General features: G+C 73.6%; 19 protein-coding genes. 11 read left to right on the forward strand and 8 right to left on the reverse strand.

From position 1 onward, the window contains the following. The first annotated feature begins 121 nt into the window (after nt 1–121). Nucleotides 122–919, forward strand: a complete 798-nt coding sequence (locus tag ACFTWP_RS32935) for a phosphate ABC transporter ATP-binding protein (protein ID WP_380268686.1) — start codon at nt 122–124, stop codon at nt 917–919. 251 nt (nt 920–1,170) lie between these two features. Here the strand turns inward: ACFTWP_RS32935 and ACFTWP_RS32940 are convergent, their stop codons facing one another. Then, on the reverse strand, nt 1,171–2,265 hold the full coding sequence (locus ACFTWP_RS32940) for a M20 family metallopeptidase (RefSeq protein WP_380268687.1): 1,095 nt from the start codon (nt 2,263–2,265) through the stop codon (nt 1,171–1,173). 187 nt (nt 2,266–2,452) lie between these two features. On the opposite strand from ACFTWP_RS32940, the gene ACFTWP_RS32945 reads away from it, so the two are divergent. From ACFTWP_RS32945 to ACFTWP_RS32955, 3 genes are all read left to right on the forward strand, one after another. Further along, entirely contained in the window at nt 2,453–3,181 is a 729-nt protein-coding gene (locus ACFTWP_RS32945) for an alpha/beta fold hydrolase (protein ID WP_380268640.1), read from the forward strand. A 311-nt stretch (nt 3,182–3,492) separates the two neighbouring features. Beyond that, nucleotides 3,493–4,137 carry a transcriptional regulator gene (locus tag ACFTWP_RS32950; protein ID WP_380268641.1) on the forward strand — a complete coding sequence of 215 codons (645 nt, stop codon included), beginning with the start codon at nt 3,493–3,495 and terminating at the stop codon, nt 4,135–4,137. Then, the gene (locus ACFTWP_RS32955; protein ID WP_380268642.1) at nt 4,134–5,267 is read left to right on the forward strand and encodes an aminotransferase class I/II-fold pyridoxal phosphate-dependent enzyme; all 1,134 of its coding nucleotides are present in this window, start codon (nt 4,134–4,136) and stop codon (nt 5,265–5,267) included. Before ACFTWP_RS32950 ends, ACFTWP_RS32955 begins: the two co-directional genes overlap by 4 nt. Nucleotides 5,268–5,405: 138 nt before the next feature. On the opposite strand, the gene ACFTWP_RS32960 is transcribed toward ACFTWP_RS32955, so the two are convergent. Then, nucleotides 5,406–6,065: a TetR/AcrR family transcriptional regulator gene (locus ACFTWP_RS32960; RefSeq protein ID WP_380268643.1), complete on the reverse strand. Its 660-nt coding sequence runs from the start codon at nt 6,063–6,065 to the stop codon at nt 5,406–5,408. A 208-nt stretch (nt 6,066–6,273) separates the two neighbouring features. Between ACFTWP_RS32960 and ACFTWP_RS32965 the strand changes: the two genes are divergently transcribed. Continuing rightward, nucleotides 6,274–7,083, forward strand: coding sequence for a class II aldolase/adducin family protein (locus tag ACFTWP_RS32965; protein WP_380268644.1), 810 nt, complete (start codon nt 6,274–6,276; stop codon nt 7,081–7,083). Nucleotides 7,084–7,237: 154 nt separating this feature from the next. Continuing rightward, nucleotides 7,238–8,293, forward strand: a complete 1,056-nt coding sequence (locus tag ACFTWP_RS32970; protein ID WP_380268645.1) for a 2-dehydropantoate 2-reductase — start codon at nt 7,238–7,240, stop codon at nt 8,291–8,293. Nucleotides 8,294–8,318: 25 nt separating this feature from the next. Here ACFTWP_RS32970 and ACFTWP_RS32975 read toward each other — a convergent pair whose 3' ends face one another. The 3 genes from ACFTWP_RS32975 to ACFTWP_RS32985 all read right to left on the reverse strand — a co-directional run bounded on the left by ACFTWP_RS32975 (nt 8,319) and on the right by ACFTWP_RS32985 (nt 11,847). Further along, the gene (locus ACFTWP_RS32975; RefSeq protein ID WP_380268646.1) at nt 8,319–9,314 is read right to left on the reverse strand and encodes an SMP-30/gluconolactonase/LRE family protein; all 996 of its coding nucleotides are present in this window, start codon (nt 9,312–9,314) and stop codon (nt 8,319–8,321) included. Nucleotides 9,315–9,590: 276 nt separating this feature from the next. Beyond that, complete coding sequence (locus ACFTWP_RS32980; protein WP_380268647.1) at nt 9,591–10,406, reverse strand: hypothetical protein; 816 nt, start codon at nt 10,404–10,406, stop codon at nt 9,591–9,593. 235 nt (nt 10,407–10,641) lie between these two features. Next, entirely contained in the window at nt 10,642–11,847 is a 1,206-nt protein-coding gene (locus ACFTWP_RS32985) for a hypothetical protein (protein WP_380268648.1), read from the reverse strand. A gap of 443 nt (nt 11,848–12,290) precedes the next feature. Between ACFTWP_RS32985 and ACFTWP_RS32990 the strand changes: the two genes are divergently transcribed. Continuing rightward, nucleotides 12,291–12,923 (forward strand): AAA family ATPase, encoded by a 633-nt coding sequence (locus ACFTWP_RS32990; protein WP_380268649.1) that lies wholly within the window; start codon nt 12,291–12,293, stop codon nt 12,921–12,923. A gap of 95 nt (nt 12,924–13,018) precedes the next feature. On the opposite strand, the gene ACFTWP_RS32995 is transcribed toward ACFTWP_RS32990, so the two are convergent. After that, a complete protein-coding gene (locus tag ACFTWP_RS32995) occupies nt 13,019–14,425 on the reverse strand; it encodes a M64 family metallopeptidase (protein WP_380268650.1) in 1,407 nt (468 codons plus the stop codon). 132 nt (nt 14,426–14,557) lie between these two features. On the opposite strand from ACFTWP_RS32995, the gene ACFTWP_RS33000 reads away from it, so the two are divergent. From ACFTWP_RS33000 to ACFTWP_RS33015, 4 genes are all read left to right on the forward strand, one after another. After that, nucleotides 14,558–15,973 (forward strand): tetratricopeptide repeat protein, encoded by a 1,416-nt coding sequence (locus ACFTWP_RS33000; RefSeq protein WP_380268651.1) that lies wholly within the window; start codon nt 14,558–14,560, stop codon nt 15,971–15,973. 216 nt (nt 15,974–16,189) lie between these two features. Next, complete coding sequence (locus ACFTWP_RS33005; protein WP_380268652.1) at nt 16,190–17,014, forward strand: FAD binding domain-containing protein; 825 nt, start codon at nt 16,190–16,192, stop codon at nt 17,012–17,014. A 138-nt stretch (nt 17,015–17,152) separates the two neighbouring features. Beyond that, nucleotides 17,153–18,757 carry a CehA/McbA family metallohydrolase gene (locus tag ACFTWP_RS33010; protein WP_380268653.1) on the forward strand — a complete coding sequence of 535 codons (1,605 nt, stop codon included), beginning with the start codon at nt 17,153–17,155 and terminating at the stop codon, nt 18,755–18,757. Between the two features lie 263 nt (nt 18,758–19,020). Further along, nucleotides 19,021–20,370, forward strand: coding sequence for an acyltransferase (locus tag ACFTWP_RS33015; protein ID WP_380268654.1), 1,350 nt, complete (start codon nt 19,021–19,023; stop codon nt 20,368–20,370). A gap of 192 nt (nt 20,371–20,562) precedes the next feature. On the opposite strand, the gene ACFTWP_RS33020 is transcribed toward ACFTWP_RS33015, so the two are convergent. Further along, nucleotides 20,563–22,128, reverse strand: coding sequence for a polysaccharide lyase family 1 protein (locus ACFTWP_RS33020; RefSeq protein ID WP_380268655.1), 1,566 nt, complete (start codon nt 22,126–22,128; stop codon nt 20,563–20,565). Between the two features lie 750 nt (nt 22,129–22,878). Then, nucleotides 22,879–23,670, reverse strand: a complete 792-nt coding sequence (locus tag ACFTWP_RS33025; protein ID WP_380268656.1) for a DUF3050 domain-containing protein — start codon at nt 23,668–23,670, stop codon at nt 22,879–22,881. Nucleotides 23,671–23,712 lie beyond the last annotated feature (42 nt).

The following is a 23,712-nucleotide window of genomic DNA, read 5'->3' on the forward strand; positions in this document are numbered from 1 at the left end:
CCCGGCGGTGGGGCCGCCCGGGTGGCCCGCCCTGCCCGACCGTTCCGCTCCGCCTCGCCCGATCGACCGTCACCACCACGAAAGGGGCCGCTCCGTGACCAGTCTCGACACCACGGCCGTCCTGCCCGCCGTCCGGCCCAGTGCGGCCGGCACCCTCGACGCCCGCGCGGTCTCGGCCTGGTTCGGCGACCGCAAGGTCCTGGAACAGGTCTCGCTGCTGATGCCGGCCGGGCGGGTCACCGCGCTGATCGGGCCGTCCGGCTGCGGCAAGTCGACCTTCCTGCGGATCCTCAACCGGATGCACGAGCTGGTCCCCGGCGCCACGCTGGCGGGCGAGGTGCTGCTGGACGGCGCGGACGTCTACGCCCCCGAGCGTCGGCTCACCGCCGCCCGGCGCGACATCGGCATGGTCTTCCAGAAGCCGAACCCGTTCCCCGCGATGAGCATCTACGACAACGTGGTGGCGGGTCTGAAGCTCACCGGGATCCGGGCGAGCCGCCCGGAGAAGGACTACCTCGTCGAGGAGTGCCTCACCAAGGCGGGCCTGTGGCGCGAGGTCCAGGACCGGCTCCGGCAGCCGGGCGGCGCGCTCTCCGGCGGCCAGCAGCAGCGCCTGTGCATCGCCCGTTCGCTCGCCGTCCGCCCGAAGGTCCTGCTGATGGACGAGCCCTGCTCGGCCCTCGACCCGACCTCGACCCGCAGGATCGAGCAGACCATCCGCGAGCTGGTGCACGAAGTGACCATCGTCATCGTCACCCACAACATGCAGCAGGCGCAGCGCGTCTCCGACCAGTGCGCGTTCTTCCTCGCCGAGCAGGGCACCCCGGGCGGCATCGTCGAGCACGGCCCGACCGAGGCGATGTTCACCGCGCCGGTCGACCCGCGCACCGCGGACTACGTCAACGGCCGCTTCGGCTGACCGGTCGTCCGGGCTCCTCCCGGCCCCGGGCGGTCCGTCCGGGCTCCTCCCGGCCCCGGCCGGTCGTCCGGGCTCCTTCCGGCCTCGGCCGTCCCGCGGAGGCGACGCCGGGACGGCCGGGCCGGGGTACCCCGGAAACGGGCCGGAGCCGTTCAGCGGTGGTGGGCGGCCCGGCCGGCGCCGGGTTTCATCGGCGACCACCCGGGCGACCCGACCCACCAGGCCTTCAGCGGACCATGGGAAAGCCCCCGCTACGAGTTCCGGATCGCGTCCACCAGGCCGGCGACGAGGCTCGCCCGCTCCGCCATGGCCTCGATCACCAGGTACTCGTGGTCGGCATGGGCACCGCCGCCGACCGCTCCCAGGCCGTCGAGGGTCCGCACCCCCAGAGCGCCCGTGAAGTTGCCGTCGCTTCCGCCACCGACCGCCCTGCCTTCGAGGCCGGGAAGCAGCCGCTTCGCCACCGCGAAGAGCGGGGCGGAAGCCGATTCCGGCAGTGGGGGCCGGCCGATGGCCCCCCTGACCGAGATCTTCGCCCCGTCGAGGTGCGGAGTCAGGGCCGCGAACGCGGATTCGACGCGCTCCTTCTCCTCCGCCGTCTCGACCCGGACGTCGACGACGATGGTGGCTTCGGCGGGCACGACGTTGTCCAGGGTGCCCGCCGAGGCGACGGTCGGGGTGACGGTCGTGCCGATGTCGGGTCGCCCGAGCGCCGCGATGTCCAGCACCTGGTGCGAGGCCTCGATCAGGGCGTTCACTCCGACTTCGGGCTCGAGGCCCGCGTGCGACGCCCGGCCCGTGACAGTGACCTCGAACGTGCCGCAGCCCTTGCGGGCCGTCTTGAGGGCCCCGCCTTCGGCCGCGCCCTCGAAGACGAGCACGGCGCCGCAGGCGCGGGCCCGTTCCTCGACGAGGGCCCGCGAGGAGCGGGAGCCGACCTCCTCGTCGGAGGTCACCAGGATCTCGACGCCCGACCGGTCGCCGAGCAGTGCCACGCCGTGAATCGCCTGTACGAGCCCGCCCAGCATGTCGAAGACACCGGGGCCGGTGGCGCGCCCGTCCCGGACGGTGAACGGGCGGCGTTCGAGGGTTCCGAGCGGGAACACCGTGTCGTGGTGCCCGAGGATCAGCACCTCGGGGTCGCCACCGCCGGACCAGCGGACGTGCGGCCCGGCTTCGCTCTCGACGAGGACGGCCCGCCCGCCCAGGCGGTTCTCGATGACGCCGGCGACGGCTTCGGCCGACGCCGTCAGGGCGTCGACGTCGCGTGACGGGGACTCGACTTCGACGAGTGTTCGAAGGTCCTCGATCATCGCGTCGACACTCACCGGGCCGTACCTGCTCATCGTCGTGATCACGCTGCCACGGTAGCGAGTACGTCGTACCGAAAGGGAGGGCCCCTGTCCGGTGGCCTGCGGGCGGCAGGCCGGGAGCGCGAGGTGTCGCACCTCGCGGGCGGACTGGAATCTCCCCCTGCGGGAACTTCTACCGTCCGTCCAGCAGGTATGAGAAACGCTGACGATGAGGTCCGTCATGACGACGTTCGTGCTGGTTCCCGGTCTCTGGATGGGCGGCTGGGCCTGGGAGGCGGTGGCCGCCGAGCTGAGCGCCCGCGGCCACCGGGCGGTTCCGGTGACGCTACCGGGCCTGGGTGAGCGGGCGGGGGAGGACAGCGGGAGGACCGGGCTCGCGGAGCACACCGCGGAGGTGGCGGCCCTGCTCGACGCGGAGGGTCCGGGGGTGGTGCTGGTGGCGCACAGTTACGGAATCTTCCCCTCGATCTCCGCCGCCGACCGGCGGCCCGGCCGGGTCGCGCGCCTGGTGCTGGTGGACACCGGGACTCCGGAGAACGGCGAGTCGCTGCTTTCGAGCTTCGTGGGCGCGGCCGTCCCCGCGGCCGACGACAGCGGCCTGCTGCCGGTGCCGAGCGAGGTCGCCGGCGTTCCCGAGGCGGAGCTGGAGCGGTACCACCGGCTGGCCACCCCGCATCCCGCCGCGACCGTCACCGACCCCGTCGAGCTGACCGGCGCCTGGAGCGTGCTGCCCACCACCGGCGTGTTCTGCCTGGAGAACGGCCTCAGCCTGGACGTGGCCCGGGCCCTGCACGCCTCAGGTGAGCCCCGGTTCGCCAGGCTCGCCGAGCCGGGGGTCACCTTCTTCGAGATGGCGACCGGCCACTTCCCGATGCTCTCCGCCCCGGTCGAGCTGGCCGAGGTCCTGGTCCGGGCGGCGGCGGGCGAGGGGGTCGGCCTGTACGGCTAGGCCGTGTCCGGCGGATCTTGCCGGGCGCACGACGCCGGATCATCCCAGCTGGACGCACGCCCGAATCGTCCAAGTACGTCCAGTACGAGGCCGACTCGGACGCACGCCCAGCCGGGCGCCCGACCCCGCGCGCTGATCCGCCAAGATCCGCCGGAGACGGCCTAGGCCGCGTCCGGCAGGATCCGCCGGAGACGTCCCGGCCGCTCGCGCCGCCCCGGCAGGGCCCCTCCACCGCAGGGGCCCGGCCGGGGCGCGGCCGTCCCCGGCAGGTTGCATGGACTTTTCGTCCAAGTTGGACGTAGAGTCCAGACATGGGAGACGTGGAGACGGGACAGGACCCTCGGGTGCGGACGTGGGCGCCGGTGTGCCAGGCCGTCGGGCTGCTGCTCGGGCCGTACGCCGAGGTGGTCCTGCACGATCCGGACACCGACCGCGTGCTCGGGATCTGGAACCCGATGACCGCGCGCAAGCGGGGCGACCCGTCGCTCCTGGGCGAGCTGGACGCGCTGGACCCGTCCGCGCAGGACGTCTACGGCCCCTACGAGAAGGTGCTGGCGGACGGGCGGCGGCTGTCCTCGGTCAGCGCCGTCCTGCGCGACGAGCACGGCGCGCCGTCGGCGGTGCTCTGCATCAACCTCGACCGCACGCCGCTGGAGGAGGCGGCCGCCGTGCTCTCCGGTTTCGCGGCCCCCACCGTGCAGCGGCCCGAACCGCTCTTCGAGCAGGACTGGACCGAACGCGTCCAGCACGTCGTCGGTGGCTACGTCCGCGAGTCGGGGCGCCCGGTCGAGCGGCTCGGCCGCGAGGACCGCCTCGCCGTGATCGGGCGGCTGGACGAGGCGGGGGTGTTCGCGGTGCGCCGCGCGGCGCCGGTCGTCGCCGGCGCCCTGAAGGCCTCCCGCTCCACCGTCTACGCCCTGCTGGCCGAACACCGAGACCGTAGGACCGCCCCATGACCCGCCTGCCGGACTTCCGCCTGGAAACCCACTTCTCCCGTTGGGAGTTCACCGCCCGTCACCATCTCACCGCCTCCGACGCGCAGACGATGACGATGGCCGAACTGCTCGCGCTCGCCGACACCGACGACCGCGACGCCTTCGAGAACCTGTCCCTCGGCTACACCGAGACCTTCGGGGACCCGGCGCTGCGCGAGGTGATCGCCTCGACCTACGAGCACGCGGACGCGGAGGACGTGATCTGCTTCGCCGGGGCCGAGGAGGCGCTCTACCTCGCGATGAACGTCCTGCTCGGGCCCGGCGACCACGCGGTGGTGCTGACCCCCAACTACCAGGCGGCCGAGACCGTGCCGCTGGCCCTCTGCGAGGTCACCGGCGTGGCGCTGGACCCGGAGCGGGATTGGGCGCTCGACCTGGACGAGGTGGTGGCCGCGATCCGGCCGAACACCCGGGTGGTGTCCGTCAACTTCCCCAACAACCCCACCGGCAAGGTCATCGGCGCCGCCGAGTTCACCGAGCTGGCCCGCCTGTGCGACCGGCGCGGGATCCACCTCTTCAGCGACGAGGTCTACCGGGGCCTGGAGCGCGATCCGGCCCGCACGCTGCCGCACGCCGCCGACCTCTCGGAGCGGGCGCTCTCGCTGGACGTGACCTCCAAGTCGCTCGGACTGCCGGGCCTGCGGATCGGCTGGATCACCTGCCGGGACCGCGAACTGCGTTCCCGCCTGGAGCGGGCGAAGCACTACACCACCATCTGCAACGCCGCCCCCAGCGAGGTGTTGGCCCGGATCGCCCTGAAGGCCCGCGGCGCCATCCTGGCCCGCAACCGGGCGCTGATCGCCGCCAACCTGCCGCTCTTCGACCGCTTCTTCGACGAGTTCGCGGACCTCTTCGAATGGCGGGCCCCGGACGGCGGTTGTGTCGCCTACCCCCGCTACCTGGGGCCGGAGGGCATCGAGGAGTTCTGCACCCGCCTGGTGGCGGAGGCCGGGGTCCTGCTGCTCCCGGCCGGGATCTTCCGGTCCGACCTCACGCCCACCCCCGCCGACCGCTTCCGGATCGGCGTGGGCCGCGCCGACCCGGAGGCCGGACTGGACGCCTTCGCCGACTGGTTGCGCGCGCGCCGCTGATCCGCTGGCCGAACCGACGCTGATCCGCCCGCCGGACCGATGCCGCTCCGCGCGCCGAACCGACGCCGGTCCGTCCGGTGGGCGCGGTCTCGGGGGTTCCGGGCGCTCCCGGTCCGGACGGCTCGCGGCTCGGCCGGTTCAGTCGCCGGCTGCCGGCGGCGTCCCGTCCGGATGCTCGCGCCCGGGGGTGCTCAGCTCGCTCGTGACCGCGGTCAACAGCGGTACCAGGAAGCGGCGTTCGAGCTGACCGGGGGGCAGCTCGCCGGGTTCCACGTAGCTCTGGGCGAGTCCGCCCTCGCGGATCGCGATGAGGAGCCGGGCGAGCTCGTCGGCGTCCACGGTGAGCTCCCGGCCGGCCCGCGCGAGGTGCTCGGTCAGGCAGCGGGCGATCTCCGCGCGCAACCGGGCGTCGTGCCGCGCCAGAGCCCAGGCGGCCTGCGGGTCGCGGATGGCGTGCAGGGTGAACTCGGTGGTGACGAGGTACCAGTCGCGCTCGGCCGGCTCGACGTCGGACAGCACGTCCACCAGGCCCTGGAGGGTGAGGTCCTCGGCGGCGATCGAGTCGGCCAGGGTGGTGATCCGGGCGACGATCCGTTCGCTGTGCTCGTCGAACAGCGCGAGGAAGAGCTCCTCCTTGCTGCTGAAGTTCGAGTAGAACGCGCCGCGGGTGTAGCCGGCACGCTCGCAGATCGTCTCGATCGGGGCCGCGTGGAACCCGTACTCGGCGAAGGTCTCCAGTGCGGCCCGCAGCAGCGCGGCGCGGGTGCGGGGGCGGCGCTTGGTCACTCCCCTGGGCATCGGGTCTCCCTCCTGTGCGGCGGCCGTTCTGCACGGCGGCTGCTTCGTACGGCGGCCGTTCCGTGCCGCGGCCGTGGGCCGGCGTCCCGATCACCCTACCGTTCGGGCGGTGCCGGTGGATGCGTCGGTGTATCCGATGCATTGGCGTATCCGATACGGCGATGTATCTTTCGGGACGTCTGCATCGTCGCCGACCCCTGGAGCCGTCATGAGCACCACGCTGCCCGCCGATCTGGCCGCCGCCGTCGGACCCGTCCCGGAGGGCGTCACCCTGCCCTTGCCACCGACCTTCGACTCGGTCGAGGCGGAGCGCCGGTACCGCAAGGAACAGCTGGCGGCCGGGTTCCGCCTGTTCGGCAGGTTCGGGTTCTCCGAGGGCGTCGCCGGCCACATCACGGTGCGGGACCCGGAGAACGACGGATGGTTCTGGGTCAACCCGTTCGGGATGAGCTTCCAGCAGATCAAGGCCTCCGACCTGATCCTCGTCGACCACGAGGGCACGCTGCTGCACGGCAGCCGTCCGGTGAACCGGGCCGCCTTCGTCATCCACTCCCAGGTGCACGCCGCCCGCCCGGACGCGATCGCCGCCGCACACTCCCACTCGCTGTACGGCAAGGCCTTCTCCAGCCTGGGCATCCCGCTCGACCCGATCACCCAGGACGCCTGCGCGTTCTTCGAGGACCACGGCCTCTACAGCGACTACCGCGGGGTGGTCAACGAGGCCGAGGAGGGCCGGCGGATCGGCGCGGCCCTCGGCACCGGCAAGGCGGTCATCCTGCAGAACCACGGCCTGCTGACCGTCGGCCAGTCGGTGGCGGAGGCCGTCTGGTGGTTCATCACCATGGAGCGCTCCTGCCAGGCGCAGCTGCTGGCGATGGCCGCCGGCACGCCCCGGCTGATCGACCGGGAGACCGCGCTGCTCACCCGCGGCCAGATCGGCTCGCACCTGGCGGGCTGGTTCCAGGCCCGCCCGCTCTGGGATCAGATCACGGCCTCCGACCCCGACCTCTTCGACTGAGACCCCCGGGTGGACGGCGCGCGGAGGACGGCGTGCGGCGTGCCCCCGACGTCTCCGGCACCCGCACGCCCCCCCCGCACGCCCCCCGGGGCGCCGACCCGCCGACCCGCCGCGCCCCGGCCACCCCACCGCCACCACGTCCGGAGGAACCCCCGTGCCCACTACCCCCGACCCGCGGCGCCCGCGGATCGCCGTGCTCGGAGCCGGCAGCATCGGCTGCCACCTGGGCGGCATGCTCGCCGCGGTCGCCGACGTCACGCTGATCGGACGACCCGCCGCGATGGCCGAGATCGAGCGCCTGGGGCTGACGCTGACCGGCCCCGGCCAGGCCCGCCGGGAGATCCGCGACCTGGCGGTCGCCACCGACGCGGGCGCGGCGGCCGGCGCCGACTGGGTCCTCGTGACGGTCAAGAGCAACGACACGGCCGCCGCCGCCCGCGAACTCGCCGACCACCTCGCCCCGCAGACGGTCGTGGCCAGCTTCCAGAACGGGCTGCACAACCCCGCCCTGCTGCGTGCCGGCCTCCCCGGGCACCGGGTGCTGGCCGGCATGGTCCCGTACAACGTGGTGCGCACCGGTCCGGCGGCCTTCCACCAGGGCAGCGGCGGGCAGGTGATGCTGGAGAACGGCCCGGCGGCCGGCGGCAGCGGGCCCGGTGCCGCGCTGGCGGGCGCGGCCCGGGCGGCCGGGCTCGACCTGGTGCTGCGTCGGGACATGCCCGGGGTGCAGGCGGCCAAGCTGCTGATGAACCTCAACAACGCCGTCAACGCCCTGTCCGGACTGCCGCTGCGCGATCAGCTCGGACGGCGCGACTACCGCGCCTGTCTGGCGCTCTGCCAGCGCGAGGGGGTCGCGGCCCTCCGCGCGGCGGGCGTGCGGCCCGCCCGGATCGGCGCGGTGCCGCCGGCCTGGATGCCGGGTGTGCTCGGTCTGCCCGACGGGCTGTTCCGGCGGCTGGCCGGGGCCGCGCTGCGGATCGACGCGCAGGCCCGCTCCTCGATGTGGGAGGACCTGGAGCGCGGTCGCCGCACCGAGATCGACACCCTGCAGGGCGAGATCGTCGCGCTGGCCGGGCGGTACGGCCTGCCGGCCCCGGCGAACGCCCGGCTGATCGAGCTGGTGCGGGACGCCGAGGCGGCGGCCCCGGGGACGGCCCGCCGCTGGGGCGGCCCGGAGCTGCTGGCCGAGCTCGGCCGGGCGGCGGGGTAGCGCGGCGGGCCGGCCCGACGCGGCGTCAGGGGTGTCGGCCGCGCAGGGTGGCGAGCAGCAGGTTGGGGTCCTGCCGGGTGAAGAAGGCGGCGCCGGTCACGTACACCGTGCCGCCGCGCACCGCCACCGAGGTGGGATTGGAGAGGCCGTCCGGCTGCGTGAGCACGACGCTGCGGGTGCCGTCGGCGGCCACGTACACCACCTCGTTGGCCACGTTGCGGGCGGCGAGCAGCGTATCGCCATGGGGGCCGGTGAAGCCGAAGTCGTCGATGCCGTCGATCCCGGTGACCCGGGTCTCGACCGGTCCGGCGGCGCCGTCGGGGCGGACCGGGATGCGCAGGACCGTACCGCGGTCGGTGTTGGAGACCCAGACGGCCCCGTCGTGCAGTCGCACGCCGTTGGCCCCGAGGAAGGCGGTCGGCCGCAGCTCGGCGGCGGTGGCCCACGCGGTGGCCGGCCCGCGGTGCAGCGACACCCGCCAGATCGTGCCGGACGTCGACTCGGCGGCGTAGAGCACGCCGCGGCGCTCGTCGAGGGCCAGGCCGTTGGGCAGACCGTCGGGCGGCAGGGCGGCCAACTGCTCCGGCGGGCCGCCGGGGGAGATCCGCCAGACGCCGCTGAGGGCATCCCCGGTCGCGTAGTTGACGTAGAGGGTGCCGTCGTGGCCCCGGGCGATCCCGCTGACGGCCGCGAAGCCGACGACCGGGGTGGGCGCGGCGGGTGGCAGCGTGGCGATGATCCGGGGCGCCGAGCCGTCGAGGGCGACCCGGGCGACCTGACGGGCGGCGGCCAGGGTCACGTCGGCGGAGCCGTCCGGTTCGAGGACGAGGTTCTCCGGTGTCTGTCCGGTCGCGATGTCGAAGTGGGCGACGACGCGCGGGTTCGACAGGGGCGGGGCGACCGAGACGGCGGGTGACGATCCGAGCAGGACGAGGGCGGCCGCCACGGCGGCGGTCGCGGCGACGGGGGTGAGGCGGGCGGGGGTGCGGAGGCTGGGGGTGAGGCGGGCGGCGCGGGGCAAGGTCTCTCCTCTGCGGGCGGTGCCCGGTGCCCGGTGCGGGGCCGCCGGGAGCCGGGCTGGGACGGGCCGGCCCTGGGCCGGGTCCGGGCTGGGCTCCCAGCACAGCACGGCGGCCCCCGGGTCACCCGCCGGCGGCGGGTGGACGCCTACGGCATCCGGGGCGTGACGCCGTGTCCGCCGGTCCGTCACCCGCGCGGATCGCCCGGTGGGCCGACACCGGAGCGGCCCAACGCGCCCGCGGGCTCCCGGGACGCGCTGTCGGCCGCCGCGCCGCCGCTACCGGGAGGACCGGCCGACGTCGCGGCTCAGCTCCAGGGCGAGCACCTGGTCCACGCGCACGAAGGTCTCGAACACGGCCCCGGGCGGCAGGTCGGTGCGGGCAGCCAGCCCGTCCAGCAGGCGCAGCGCCGGCGCCGCGTCCAGGTCGTCCGCGAACCCGTCGAAGGCGTCCTGCACCGCGTCGGCGATCGGCGGCCGGGAGGGCGTCCGGGCGCACTCGGCCACCAGCCGGCGCCACCGGTCGAGCGTGGCCTGCGCCCCGGCGAGGACGTCGGCGGTCAGTTCCACGGGCAGGTGGTGCTGGGTGCCGAGCAGGGCGAGCCGGACGGCGAGGGGTTCGAGCCCGTCCGGTGTCAGGCCGGCGAGCGGGCCGGACGGTGCCGAGCCCTCCGGAAGGAAGGCGGCGGTGGCCCGGGCGACGTCGACGAGCGGGGGCGGGTCGGCGGGCCCCGACGGTCCGGCCGGGGCGGGGGCAGGCGCCGCCGCGGCTGCCACCGCCTGATCCGACCTCACCTCCAGGTCCGCCGGCCCGTCCCCGTCGTCGGTCTGGGGGCGGATCCCCAGCAGGTCGGCGTCCTGCCGGAGCAGCTTGACCTCCGGCGGCGCCGCGGACGGATGGCCGAGGGAGGTGATGACCTGCGGGCCGCGGAGCTCCGAGGTCCGCTGCAGCAGGTCGGTGACCAGGAGGGCGCGCAGGTCGGAGAGCGCGAACGGGCTGCCGGGGCGGCCGACCCGGGTGCGCACCCGGAGCAGTCCGGATCGGCGCTGGCGGATCTCGGTGCTGCGGCCGGTGCGGGCGTCGGTGATACGCATGGAGTCCTCCGGGACCGGCCGGGGAGAGGGCGGTGGCCTGCGGGTACGGCGGCCGGCCGGTCCATTCTCCGTCCGACGGTGCCCCGCCGTCCGGCAGGTCGGTGATCCGGCGCGTGTCAAGGGTGCGCCCGCGCCCCCGGTGTGGCGGACGCAGCCGGCCGGCGGGCGCCGCAGCGGCGTGAGCCCCGCCCCCGGGAAGGTCCGGCGGCGGGGCTCACGGGTGGTGCGGGGTGGTTCAGGCGCGGCGACCGCGGCGGCGGGCGGCCACCACGACGGTGGCGCCGACGGCGAGCAGGCCGGTGGCGATGCCGACGGTCAGGCCGGTGCCGTCGGAGCCGGTCTCGGCGAGCGGGGCGCTCGATGCGGCGGCGGAGGCCTTGGCGGGGGCGGGCTTCGTCGCGGCGGCGCTCGCGGCGGCCGAGGGGCTTGCGGCGGGGGCGGCGGCGAGGTCCAGGCACGCGGGGGCGCCGTTGACCGGGGTGGCGGCGAAGCCGGCCATGGTCCAGAAGTGGTTGGGGCCGGCGCCGGGGTAGAAGCCGAAGCCGATGCTGGTCGAGGACGTGGAGGTGTAGCCCTTGCCGAGGGCGATCCGGGCGTTGAAGGTGCGGTTGTCCACGGGGCCGGTGCCCCACTTGGTCAGGTCGACGTCGCCCTCGTCCATGGCGACGGCCTCCAGGCCGACCCGGTGCCAGCTGCCGTCGGCCGGGTTCTGCACGTCGATCTCGGCGTCGCAGGCGGTCGGCTGCTTCACCCCGTCGCCGGTGTAGAGGAAGAAGGAGGCCTTGGTCAGGTGCCAGTCGAACCCGTTGGCGGTCTTGATGGTCACCTGGAAGGGGTGCGCCTTGCCGTCCGCGGGAATCGCCTTCGGCAGGCCGCTCAGGGCTACGTCGAGTCCGGTCAGGGGTACGTTGCCCCCGGAGGCCTGGACGGTCCAGTCCTTCGCCTGGCCGGTCCGGTCGAGCCCGGCGGCCAGGTGGCCCTGCAGCGAAAGGTCGGTGACCAGTGCCCGGTGCGAGGTCTGGAGCAGTTTGATCCGGATCTTGAAGGTGTGGGTGGCGTGCGGGGCGACCTTGACGGTGGCTCCGGTGAGGTCGGCGGCGAGTCCCTCGTGACCGTTGGTCGAACCGCCCAGATCCATCGCCACCAGGGGCGCCGCGTGCCAGGAGTCCGGGGTGGACCCGTCCGCGAACTCGACCTTGAGGTCGTCGGCGCCGATCTCCTGCTGGGCACCGAACTCCAGGACGAGGTGCTGGGAGTCGTACTCGGCGGCGGCCTTGTTGGTGACGGTGATCGAGCCCTCCGACCACCCGCCGCCGGCCTGCAGGGCGGTGAAGGCACTGAAGGCGAGCGTGCGGTCCGGGTCCTCCGCCTGCGCCGGCACGGCGAGTGCCAGCGGCGAGGAGACCAGGGCGGCGGCCATCAGGGCATGGCTAATCTTCAAAATGGTGCCTCATGGCTCGAATGGCGGCATCTGCTGCCGCGGCAGCGCAGGTGAAAATACCCCGCGCGCGAGCACATTACCTTGTGATGATCTCTTCATGGCAAGCCCATTCTGTCGCAGAAGAATGCTGCCAAATCGCCCGAAATCTGACGGACCTGCCTATTGCGCCACCAGTAGGCCCTTGCCATTCGGGGTAGTCGGTCGCCGGCCATCCGACTGGATGGTACACGGTGCACGGCTGATGAACAGCCACGATGCCCGGAGGATCGCTGCCCCGGGCCCCGTCATCTCGTCAGTATTCGACCCCGAAGAGTCATTTGCCCCCACCCGGCTCGCGGAGGGAGAGGGGCGTCGGTGTTCTGTCGGGTAAAGCCCGGAAGGAGATGACAGGAAATGTTCCCTGTCCGAACCGGGGCTGCTCGGATGCGCACTAGAATCCGTGCATGCTCTTGTGGATCAACGGCCCCTTCGGCGGTGGCAAGACGCAGACCGCGCACGAGATCCGACGGCGGCTCGCCGGAAGCGTCGTCTGTGACCCCGAGCACGTCGGTTTCGGCCTTCACCGGATGACGCCCCCGCCACTGCGCGGGGACTTCCAGAACCTTCCCGCCTGGCGGCAGGGTGTCTACGAGGTGCTGGACCGTGCTCTCGTCGAGCACGACGGCGTGGTGATCTCGCCGATGACGGTCGTGGAGCCGGCGTACTTCCGCGAGACCGTCGGCCGGCTGCGGGAGCGCGGCCATGACGTCCGGCACTTCGCCCTGTTGGCCGAGCGCGGGACCGTGGTGCAACGGCTGCGCGAGCGTGGTTTCGGGCATGCCGTCCGGTTCGTCGCGGGGAAGGACGCCCCGCTGCGTCGGGAGAGCTTCGCCCTGTCGAAGCTCGACCTGTGTCTGGAGCGCCTGCGCGAGGCGGAGTTCGCCGAGCACCTCTGGACCGATGGCCTCACGATCCCGCAGGTCGCCGATCACATCGCCGCCTCCTGCGGGCTGACGCTCACTCCGAACACCGACGGCGCCCTACGAGGGCGCATCCGCCGGGCCTGGACCGGGGCCAGGCACATCCGGTTCGACTGAGCCCGGCGAGGCTGCGGGAACGCGGCCGGCCGTGGTGGTCGCTCGGGCGGTGGGCGGAGTCACCCGCCGGGGAGGGTGACTCCGCCCACCCCGTCTCAGCGGGTGACCTGCCAGGAGAGCGAGTCGGTCAGGGACTCGCGCAGCTCGGGGTCGAGGACGGCCGGCGTCGGGTCGGTGGCCACCGCGGTGAGGAGGTGGCGCGCGCCCCGGGGCCCGGTCAGCCCGAGGTCGGCGACCTGGACGCCGGTCCGTCCGCTCAGTGCCCTGACCTCCCGGCCGTCGACGAACCAGCGCAGCCGGGTGGCGGGGGTGGCCGGCTCGACGGCGACCCGGCCGTCCCGGCCGAGGACGGTGCCGGCCGGGGTGTCGCTGGAGATCACCGAGGCGTACCGGTAGAAGCCGCCGATCATGGCCTCACGGCCGGGGAGGTTGAACTCACGGCCCAGCGACCGCATGATCGAGTTCTCGGTCGGCCGGTACAGCCCGAGCGGGTGGTAGCCGCCGCCCTCGAAGGCGCCGACCGTCCCGCCGTCGGGCGAGGTCCGGCCCAGCCAGCGGTACCACTTGGTGTGGGTGCGGCGCAGCCGGTCGGCGGTGAGTCCGGTGAGGTTGGCCTCCGGCGGCTCGTCCCCCTGGTAGGCGCCGCCGTCCTCGTAGAAGTACTCGTCCGCGAGCTTCCCGAGGGAGTGGCCGGTCTCGTGCACCGCGATCTGGCCGGACCTGGCGTTGCCGCCCGCCACCGTCGCTATGCCCGAGTAGCCGAGCGGCGAGACCACGTCGTTGTACCCCGCGCCGCCGTACTTGGCGCTGTTGGCGACGACCAGGACGAGGTCCGCCTGCGGGGCCAGGGCGGCGTACCGGTCGACGGCGTCGGTGTCGACGCAGAGCAGGCGCTCGACGTCCTCGCACCAGAAGTAGGCGCCGAGGGCGGTGGTGCGGACGGTGGTGCGATCGGGGTCGCCCGTGACGCCGGACTCGGCGGAGACGGCGTCCACCGCCCAGACGTTGAAGAGGGAGCGGTACGTCGCGTAGGGCTCGACGGCGGTGATCTCCTGCCACTTCGCGGCGGCGTCGGCCCGGAACCGGTCCTGTTCGGCGGCGGTGTAGCCGTCGCCGATCACCACGACGTCGAGTTTGGCCCCGGTGCCGCCGTTGTGGACGATCGGGGTCACGGTGCCGTCGCCGGCCGCCTCGCCGCGCGCGGCGCTCCCGTCCGCCCGGGCGCCCGCCTCCGCGCGGGGGGTCGCCGCGAACGGGGAGGCGGCCGGGACGAGGGCCCGTCCGATGCCGCCCGCCTCGTCGAAGGCCTCGACCCGGTGGACGCGCGGACTTCCGGCGGTGGTGGCGGGCCCTGGCGCGGGTGGGGGGGCGGGCACGGCCCGGGCGGTCGGACCGCCGGCGCCGACGGGTGCGGCCGCGGCGCCGGGGGCGCCGGCCGGGCCGAGGACCGCCAGGGCGGTGAGGCCGGCCAAGGCCATGGCGGTGAGTCGGGCTCTGGGCACTGGAGCGACCTCCTGGCTGGTGGTTAACTTGACACTTAATCAGACTTAAGCGCTGGGTTAATGTAGGGCACTCGTACGCGTCGGGCAACGGTGCGGGGAGAATGCGAGCGCGACGGACGGAAGGGGACGGCGATGACCGAGGGGGCCGAAACGGCCGTGACCGGCGGGCACGGGGCGGTGGTCGACGGGCAGGGGACGGTGGCCGCCACCGGGGCCGACGCGGCGGACATCGGCGAGCGGGTCCAACGGCTAAGACGGGAACGCGGACTGACCCAGCGCAAGCTCGCCGAACCCGCCTACACCGCCGCCTACGTCTCCACCCTGGAGGCCGGCCGGGTTCGCCCCTCCGAGGCCGCCCTGCGACACCTCGCCGAACGCCTCGGCGTCACCTTCGACGAACTCGCCACCGGCCGCCCCGCCCACCTGGCCACCGAACTGCGGCTCGCCCTGGCCGAGGCGCACGGTGCCCTCGCGGCCGGCGACACCGCCGTCGCGGCCGAACGCTTCGCCGACTGCCTCGGCCGCGCCGACCGGTACGGGCTGCCCGCCCTGCGGCCGGCCGCCCTGCTCGGCCTCGGTGACTGCGCGCTGGAGAGCGGGGAACTCGACCGGGCCCGCGAGTACTTCGAGGAGGCCGAGCGGCTCCAGGCCGGCGAGCCGCTGCCGCGCCGCGCCGCGGCCGTCCGCGGCCGGGCCGTCGCCCACCTCCTCGCGGGCGAACTCCGCTACGCCTGCTACCTGCTGGAGAGCACGATCGACCAGCTGAACGCGAGCGGCCTGCACGACCCGGACGCCCTGCTGCTGCTCTACTCCGCGGCCATCGGGCCCTACATGGACATGGGCGCCCACGCCCGCGCCGCCCAGGCCGCCGAACTCGCCCTCGCCCTCGCCCCCGGTGCGACCGATCCCGCCCTGGTCGCCGGCATGCACCGCAGCGTCGCCCGGACCCTGATCGCCGAGGGCCGCACGGCCGAGGCGGACGCCTCCCTGGCCAAGGCCCAGGAGCTCTACCAGCGGCTGCGGTTGAGCACCGACCTCGCCAAGTGCCACTGGATGCGGGGGTACGTGCACGCGCAGGCCGGCGAGCTTGACCGGGCCGAGAGCGAGCTGCGCACCGCCCGCTCGATGCTGGCCTCCCGCAACGCCGTGCTCTTCACCGACCAGGTCGAGGTGGAGCTCGCGGACGTGCTGCGCCGCCGCGGTCGCCCCGCCGAGGCCGGCGCCCTGCTGGGCAGCCTGCTGGACCGGATCGGCCCGGAGCGCGGCGCCGTCCACGCCGCCGGCGCGCACCGGCTGCTCGGGCTGATCGCCGAGGACGGGGGCGACACCGAGCTCGCGGAGGAGCACTACGTCAGCGCCCTGTCGCTCCTGGAGCGGGCCGGAGCGGCCGGCGACCTCGCCGACCTCTGCCGGCTGCTGGGCGACCTGCTGCGCCGGGCCGGCCGGGTCGAGGCCGCCCTCGACGTGTACCGCACCGGGCTGGGGCACCGCGCCGCCCCGGGCACCACCACCCTCGGGCCCGCGCCGGCGGCGCCGCCGCTCGGCTGAGGCGCCGGCCGACCACGGGGCCACCCAGGCCCACTGGGGCTTGCATGCGCAATGTCGGTGTGAGACGGAAGCTGGCAGATGCGAGGTGAGGGGAGGTTAGCCCCGCTGGTGGATCGTCCAGCCGGACGCCTGATCACTGGTGGGGGACACCACTCGTCCCCACCCCCGCCCGTTGCTTCAATCGCTCTGACGAGCTGCTGAGGACGGTGGAACAACGTGGATCTGAACACGGTGCTGGAGGTGCGCGACGCCCGCCGCCGCGACGCGTGGCAGGCCGGCGACGCCTGGCTGGGCGGCGGCACCTATCTCTTCTCCGAGCCGCAGCCCCACCTCAGGCGGCTCATCGACCTGAGCCGGACCGGCTGGGACCCGCTGCGGATCACCGCCACGGGAGCCCTGGAGATCGCCGCGACCTGCACCATCGCCCAGCTCTCCCGGTACCCGAAACCCGCGCACTGGGCCGCCGGGCCGCTCTTCGAGCAGTGCTGCCGGGCCTTCCTCGCCTCGTGGAAGATCTGGAACATGGCCACCTTCGGCGGCAACGTCTGCAATTCGCTGCCCGCCGGTCCGATGATCTCCCTGGCCGCCGCCCTCGACGGCGTCTGCCTCCTGCGGTCCCAGGCCGGCGCCCTGCGCGAGGTGCCGGTCGCCGAGTTCGTGACCGGGGCCGGGCGCAACGTCCTGCAGCGGGGCGAGCTGCTGCGCTCGGTGACGATCCCGGCCCGGGCGCTGGAGAGCCGGACGGCGTTCCGGCAGGCGTCGCTGTACGGTCTGGGCCGCTCCGGCGCCCTGGTGATCGGCGCCCTCGACCCGGTCGACGGTGGGCTGACCCTCACGGTCACGGCCTCCACCGTCCGTCCGATCCGGCTCCGGTTCCCGCTGGCGCCCAACGCGGCCGCCGTGCGCGAGGCGGTCGAGTACGCGATCGGGCCGGGCGAGTACTTCGACGACATCCACGGGCTCCCGGCCTGGCGGCGGCACATGACCTTCCGGTACGCGGAGGAGATCCGCCGGGAGCTGATCGAGGAGGCCGGACGCTGACCCCGGCCGCCGGTCCGCCCGTCCCCACTCCTGGAGAGGTCCCGGACACGCGATCGACGGGTACCCGCCGAACGCGCCTCATCGCGTGTTCACCGCCCGGGGTAGGGAGGAGGGACGACGACCGGGAGGGCGGCTGTGATGGGTGAGCGGGTGCGGGACGAGTCCGGGGGCGGGTCGGCGATCGACCGCCGGAGTCTGTTGCAGGCGGGCGCGCTGGCCGGTGCGGCCACGCTGGCCTCGGTGGTGGCGGCCACCGAGGCCTCGGCCCGACCGGAGGACGGGTCGGGGCCGGTGCCGCCGGGCGGCGAGACGACCACCGTGCTGACCGGCCACCTGGACACCGGCGCCGCCGACTTCGTCCTCCTCCCCGTCGACGTCCCGGCCGGCGTACGGGAGATCGCTGTCTCGTACTCCTACGACCGGCCGGCCGTCCCGGCCGGGACCCCGGGCAACTCCTGTGACATCGGCATCTTCGACGAGCGCGGGACGGAGCTCGGCGGCAAGGGGTTCCGCGGCTGGTCCGGCGGGTTCCGGACGTCCTTCGCGATCAGCCGCTCCGAGGCCACTCCCGGCTACCTGCCGGGCCCGGTGCGGCCGGGCCGCTGGCACGTGGTGCTCGGTCCGTACCAGGTGGCGCCGCAGGGTCTGGACTACCGGGTCGAGGTGACCCTGCGATTCGGCCGGCCCGGACCGGAGTTCACGCCGTCCTACCCGGCCGAGCGGGCCCGCGGCCGGGGCCGGGCCTGGTACCGCGGCGACTGCCACCTGCACACGGTGCACTCCGACGGCCGGCGGCTGCCGGGCGAGGTGGCGACCGGCGCGCGCGAGGCGGGGCTCGACTTCATCGTCTCCACCGACCACAACACCTCGTCCTCGCACGGGGTGTGGGGCCCGCTGGCCGGACCGGACCTGCTGATCGTCACCGGTGAGGAGGTCACCACCCGCAACGGGCACTGGCTGGCGCTCGGCCTGCCCGCCGGGCGTTTCGTCGACTGGCGCTACCGGTCCCGCGACGAGGAGTTCCCGCGTCTCGCGCGCCAGGTCCGGCGGGACGGCGGCCTGGTGGTGCCGGCGCACCCGTACTGCCCCTACGTGGGCTGCCAGTGGAAGTTCGGCTTCCAGGACGCGGACGCGGTGGAGGTCTGGAACGGTCCGTGGACGTACGACGACGAGTCCGCCGTGGACAGTTGGGACGCGGGCCTGGCCGTGGCGCTCCGGCAGGGCCGGTCGTGGCTGCCGGCCATCGGCAACAGCGACGCGCACAGCGTGCCGCAGGTGATCGGCTCGCCGCACAACGTGGTGCTGGCGGAGGACCTGACCCGGGACGACGTCCTCGACGCGATCGCGGCGGGCCGGACGTGGATCGCCGAATCCGCCGCCGTCCAGCTGGAGTTCACCGTCACCGGGCACGGCCGGCAGGCGGGGATCGGCGAGCGGTTGACCGTGCCGGCGGACGCGCCGGTGGACGTCCGTCTCACGGTCTCCGGCGTGCCGGGCGGCACCGTCCGGTTCCTCACCGACGAAGGGCAGTTGCACCAGGAGTCCCTTCCCGCGGGTGGGGCGGGCACGGTGGTCTGGCGCACCACGGCCTCGCTCGCCGGCTACGTCCGCGCGGAGGTCCGCCACCCCAGGGCCGACGGCGGCCCCGGCAAGGGGAACAGCATGGGCCCGGAGCTGCCCTGGGGAGCGATGGCGGCGCTCACCAACCCGGTCTTCCTCTCGGCGGAGCCCGCCGGCCGCTGAGCGGGCGGCCCCCCGGGGCGGCGAACTCGACCGGCGGCCCCGGGGCCGGATATTTGGACTAGACCACTGGATTGCGGGAGGCCGCTGCCCTATCGTTCGAGGTGATCCGAAGCCGCCGGTCCGGGGTGGCCCGCGAGTGGCTGACCCCCGTGCGCCCTTGCGCGCCACAGCCGTTGGTCCGGTCTTCGGACCGGAGCCGCCGGCTCTGACGGGACCACCGCTGCCCCGACCGGCCCGACCGCCCCGAGATGGAGCACGCCACCATGAGCGCCTGGCCGCAGCTGCGCGAGTCCCGAACGATCCGCGCCGGGCGGGCCCCGGGAACGGTGGTCCGCTGCGGGCTGGTCGACACCATGCTGGCCGACCTCTCGGTGTCCGTCGTGTACTTCTTCGAGCGACGGCTGGACGAGGAGCTCCTCACGGCCGGGCTCGCCCGCGCCCTGGAGCGGCTGCCCGTCTTCGCCGGCCGGCTGCGGACGGTCGACGGGCGGCTGGAGATCGTCTGCGACGACTCGGGCGTGCCGGTGGACAGTTACGACGTGGACGAGACCCTCGCCGAGGCGATGGGCCGGGTGACGATGCCCAGTGCGCGGCTCGCCGATCCGGTCGAGGCCGCGGCGGGCCGGGCCGGCGGACTGCCGCTGTTCACCGTCCGGGTGAGCCGACTGGCCGACGGCGGCACCGCGTTGGGCTGCTCCTGGCACCACGCCGTCGGTGACGTGCAGACCTTCACGCTGCTGATGCGCGCCTGGTCGGCGGCCGTCGAGGGAGCCGAACTGCCCCCGGCCGAGCTGGTGGAGGACCAGGACGCCTTCCTGCGCGGGGTGCTCCCGGCCGAGGACTGCGGCCGTCCGGGGTTCCGGCTGCCCGAGCCCGCGGAGGCCGAGCAGTTGGGGCGGGAGGTGGCGGGCGCACTCCGGTCGAACCGCACCGTCCAGGTGTACTTCGGCCCGGCGGAGGTGGACCGGATGCGCCAGGAGTTCGGTGCGCGGGCCGGGCGCAGGCTCTCCACCGGTGACGTGCTCTGCGCCCATGTGGTCTCGTCGGTCCGTGAGTTGGACGGGGACGAGGAGGTCAGGTGGCTGACCGTGCCGGTCAACGTCCGGCGTCCGCTCGGACTCTCCGCCGACCTGGTGGGCAACCTGCTGAGCGAGATCCACCTGCCGTGGGCGCCGAAGGAGGGCCCGCCCGCGCTCGCGGCGGCGCTCAGGGCGGCGGTGGAGGACTTCACCGGCGAGCACCTCAACCTCCGTGCCAACCTGGGGTTCCTGGAGTCGATCGGCCGTGAGCGCTTCGCCGACTGCGTGCCGCTCGGGTTCGACCCCGGGCGGCGCAGGTTCACCTTCTCCAACTGGAGCGGGTTCGGCGCGTACGGCATCGCCTTCGGGGGGCAGCGGCCGGTGTTCTTCAGTCCGGCCGCCAACCTCCCGCTGCCCTGGGTCTCCTGGCTGGTGGAGGGCTTCGAGGGCAGCGGGTACCTCTTCACCGTCGTGCTGCCCGCCAAGCTGGCCGGGCGCCTGCGCGGGGCGGAGGGCCGTGCCGTGCTGCACCGGTTCCGCGATCCGGCCGACGTGCTCCCCGCGGCGGCCGGGTCCGTCCCGAAGGTGGTCTGAGCGGCGTCGAGTCCGCTCGGTGCGCCGCCGATCGCGAACCTGCTCGGCAACGCGGACGGAGGGGCATCGGCTCGCTTCGAAGCAGGCGGCGGACCTGCGAGAGCAAGTCGGGCCTGCCCGATCACCGTGCCCCTCCGCCCGGGGACTCCGAGGTCCCCGACAGGCTCGGTCCCGGACGACGGGACCGACCCGTCAACCCGCGTAGGTCTCGAACTCGGCGACCTTCGGCGTTCCGGTCGAGCTGGTGATCTCAAAGGTGATCTTGCTCAGCGAGGTACGGGGGACGGCGATGGCGCCCGCTCCGCTGCCGGAGGTCAGGACGGCGCCGGTGTCACCGTTGAGGACGCGCCAGGATCCGATGCTGCCCGCCGAGCCCGCCGCCTCCCGGATGGTGACGCCGCCCACGGCGGTGGGGGAGGACCACTTGACCGAGACGGAACCGGTGGAGCCCGCCGGGGACCAGAAGGTGGTCAGGTTGCCGTCCTTCACGTTGCCGTAGCTCGTCCCGGCGGCCTTGCTGGAGCCGTCGGCACCGGCGCCGATGCTGAGGTTGGTTCCGCTGGGCTGGGTCGGGGTGGATGTGGGCGTGGTGGTGGGACTGGTGGTGGGACTGGCGGTGGGGGTGGTCGGGGTCGGTGACGGCGTCTGCGGCGTGCAGCTGCCGTTCGACACCTTCAGCCCCTTGTCGGCCCCTGCCGTCCGGGTCACGATGTCCGGCACGCAGGAGGCCGCGTCGAGGCTGAAGGAGTAGGGGACGCCGACCGTGGCGGTGGACTTCACGTCGGGCCCGGCGGGGTTGTTGTCGGTGCCGGGGCTGGACCAGGTCACGTTGTCGAAGATGTTGCCGGCGACCTGCCAGTAGCCGGCCGCGCTGGTGTAGAAGGTGCCCAGGACGTCCTTGGAGTCCTTGAAGTAGTTGTTGTCCACCTTGGCGTGGGCCCCGGCCCGGGAGTTGATCCCGGACTCGTTGAGCTTCACGTAGTAGTTGTTGTAGATGTGCGCGGTGCCGCCGCGCAGCAGGGGCGCGCGGGAGTCGATGTTCTCGTACAGGTTGTGGTGGAAGGTGATGAAGCTGTTCGAGAGCTCGGTCTCGCTGGACCCGATGAGGCCGCCGCGGCCGGAGTTGCGCAGGGTGCTGTAGGACAGCGTCACGTACTGGGTGTTGTCCTTCATGTCGAAGAGGCCGTCGAACCCCGCCGACTCCCCGCCCGAGGCCTCCAGGCTGGCGTGGTCGACCCAGACGTTGCGGACGTCGGTCTCCATGCCGATGGCGTCACCACCGTTGGAGATGGGCGAGCCCGACTTCTTGACGTTCCTGACGGTCACGTTCCGGATGATGATGTTGCTGGACTGGCGGATGTGGATGCCCAGTTGGTCGAAGACGGCGCCGCTGCCGACGCCGACGATCGTGACGTTGCTGATCTGCTTGAGCTCGATGACGCCCGCGGCGGTGTTGCAGCCGGCGCCCGACACCTTGTCGGTGTTGCCGTGGTTGATGGTGCCCTCGACCTCGATGGTGATCGGGGTGCTGGCGCTGGCCCGTCCGCACAGGGCCGCATGGATCGCGGTCCCCGTCGTCGCACGCACGGTCTGCCCGCCCGCACCGCCGGTGGTCCCACCGTTCTGGGACGCGTAGCCGGTGGCGCTGCCGGTCACTGCCGCCGATGCCGAGGGAATCGCCACGACCACACCGGTCGCGGCCGCCAGGGCCGTCGTGGCGAGTGTCGCGTAGAGTCGCAGGGCGACTGTTCGTCTCATGTCCATCTCCCAAGTCGGTCTCGAACTACGGGTGTTGCTGCTCAGTACGGTCGAACGACGGCCCTGCCGACGGACCGTCGGGAACGCCGCCCTGTCGCCGGGGCGGTCCCGCAGAGGTCCGGTGACGAGTGCCCTCCCCGACGCGACCGGTTCGGCGTCGGCCGACGGCCTGCGTGATGCCCCGCACCGGCATCGGCCCATGCGGAAGTCGCGGTCGATGCCGTGACGGCCGCATCAACCGGAACGTGGCTTGCGAAGGGGAAGCGTTGCTGTCCGCGAGGTTAGGGCCGCGTCTGACGGACTGACAAGGTTCTGGTCACATATGAAATTCGTGCCGCTCCGACTCGGGTGACATCGCCTTACGGCCAGAATGGCATTCTGGAGAAGTACTTCCTGTGTTTGGGCATCTCGGCAGCAAGTCCTGCTGTTTCAGGTGCGTTTGACGGTCTATTAACGTCAGGCGCTCGGCTGAAGAAGTTCATGATAGCGAGAAATGTTCGAGTATGTGAACAGAAACGGGCTCGCCGACGCCCGTGCGGGTGGGATTGTGCGGCCCGACGACCGGGTGGGTGGGGGCTGTCTCCGCAGCGGCCGGGCACGGCGAGTGTGGGGGGACGGTGGCGTCCTCGAGGTCGAACGCCATGCGGCGCCGAACCGTGCGGCGGGCCGAGATCGACCCGAAAAGCCCGGTGGGGCCGGCATCCCCGGATGGGGCGGCCGGCCCCACCGGGGGCGTACGGAGGTGCCTGGTCAGCCCGCGAAGGCCGCCTCGATCGCCGTCCACAGGGCCACCCGGGCCCGCAGCGCGGTGCGGACGGTCTCCGCGCAGGCCTCCCACTTGGCCGTGTCGTCGCCGCAGAGGTCGATCAGCATCTGCATGGCCATCGGGGTGTGCTGCTCGCCGTCCACCTCGATGTGGCGGGCGAGGTAGTCCTTGAACACGGTGAGCACGCCGTCCGGGTCGTCGATCTTGATGACCTGGGCGAACATGTCCGGGATGAGGTCCTCGCGGCCGAAGGCGAACGCCGCCGCGCGACAGTGCACCGGCGCGTTCTCGATGATCTCCCAGGTGGTGGAGGTGAAGTCGACGGCCGCCTGCGGCACGCCGGCCTCCTTCAGCGCCGCCGGGACGGGCGTGCCGGCGCGGAGCAGGTCGAGGAAGGACTCGACGGGGGCCGGGTCGGCGCCGGCCTGCCGCATGCCGTCGAGGTAGAGCTCGAAGTGGCTGATGAAGCCCTCGCCCAGCTCGTCGCTCTCCTCGACCAGCACGATCTCGTTGATCAGCCGGCGGCTGGCGGTCGGTCCGGACGGCACCCACGGGACGTCGATGCTGGTGAGTTCGCGCTGGAGGCTCTTCAGCAGCGACATGAAGTCCCAGACCGCGAAGACGTGGCGGTCGAGGAAGACGCGGACCCGCTCGATGCTGTCGAGCCCGCCGTAGACGGTGTGCTCGACGACCTCGCGGCGCAGCGGCTCGATCGCCTGCTGGAGGCCGGACAGGCCGGGGTGCGAACGGTCCCAGTGGTAGCGGTTGGTGGACATCTGAAGGCTCCTCGGGGCAGGCCTGCCGTCGGCGCAGGCGGG

It is taken from the genome of Kitasatospora sp. NPDC057015, assembly GCF_042673745.1.
GTDB lineage: Bacteria > Actinomycetota > Actinomycetes > Streptomycetales > Streptomycetaceae > Kitasatospora.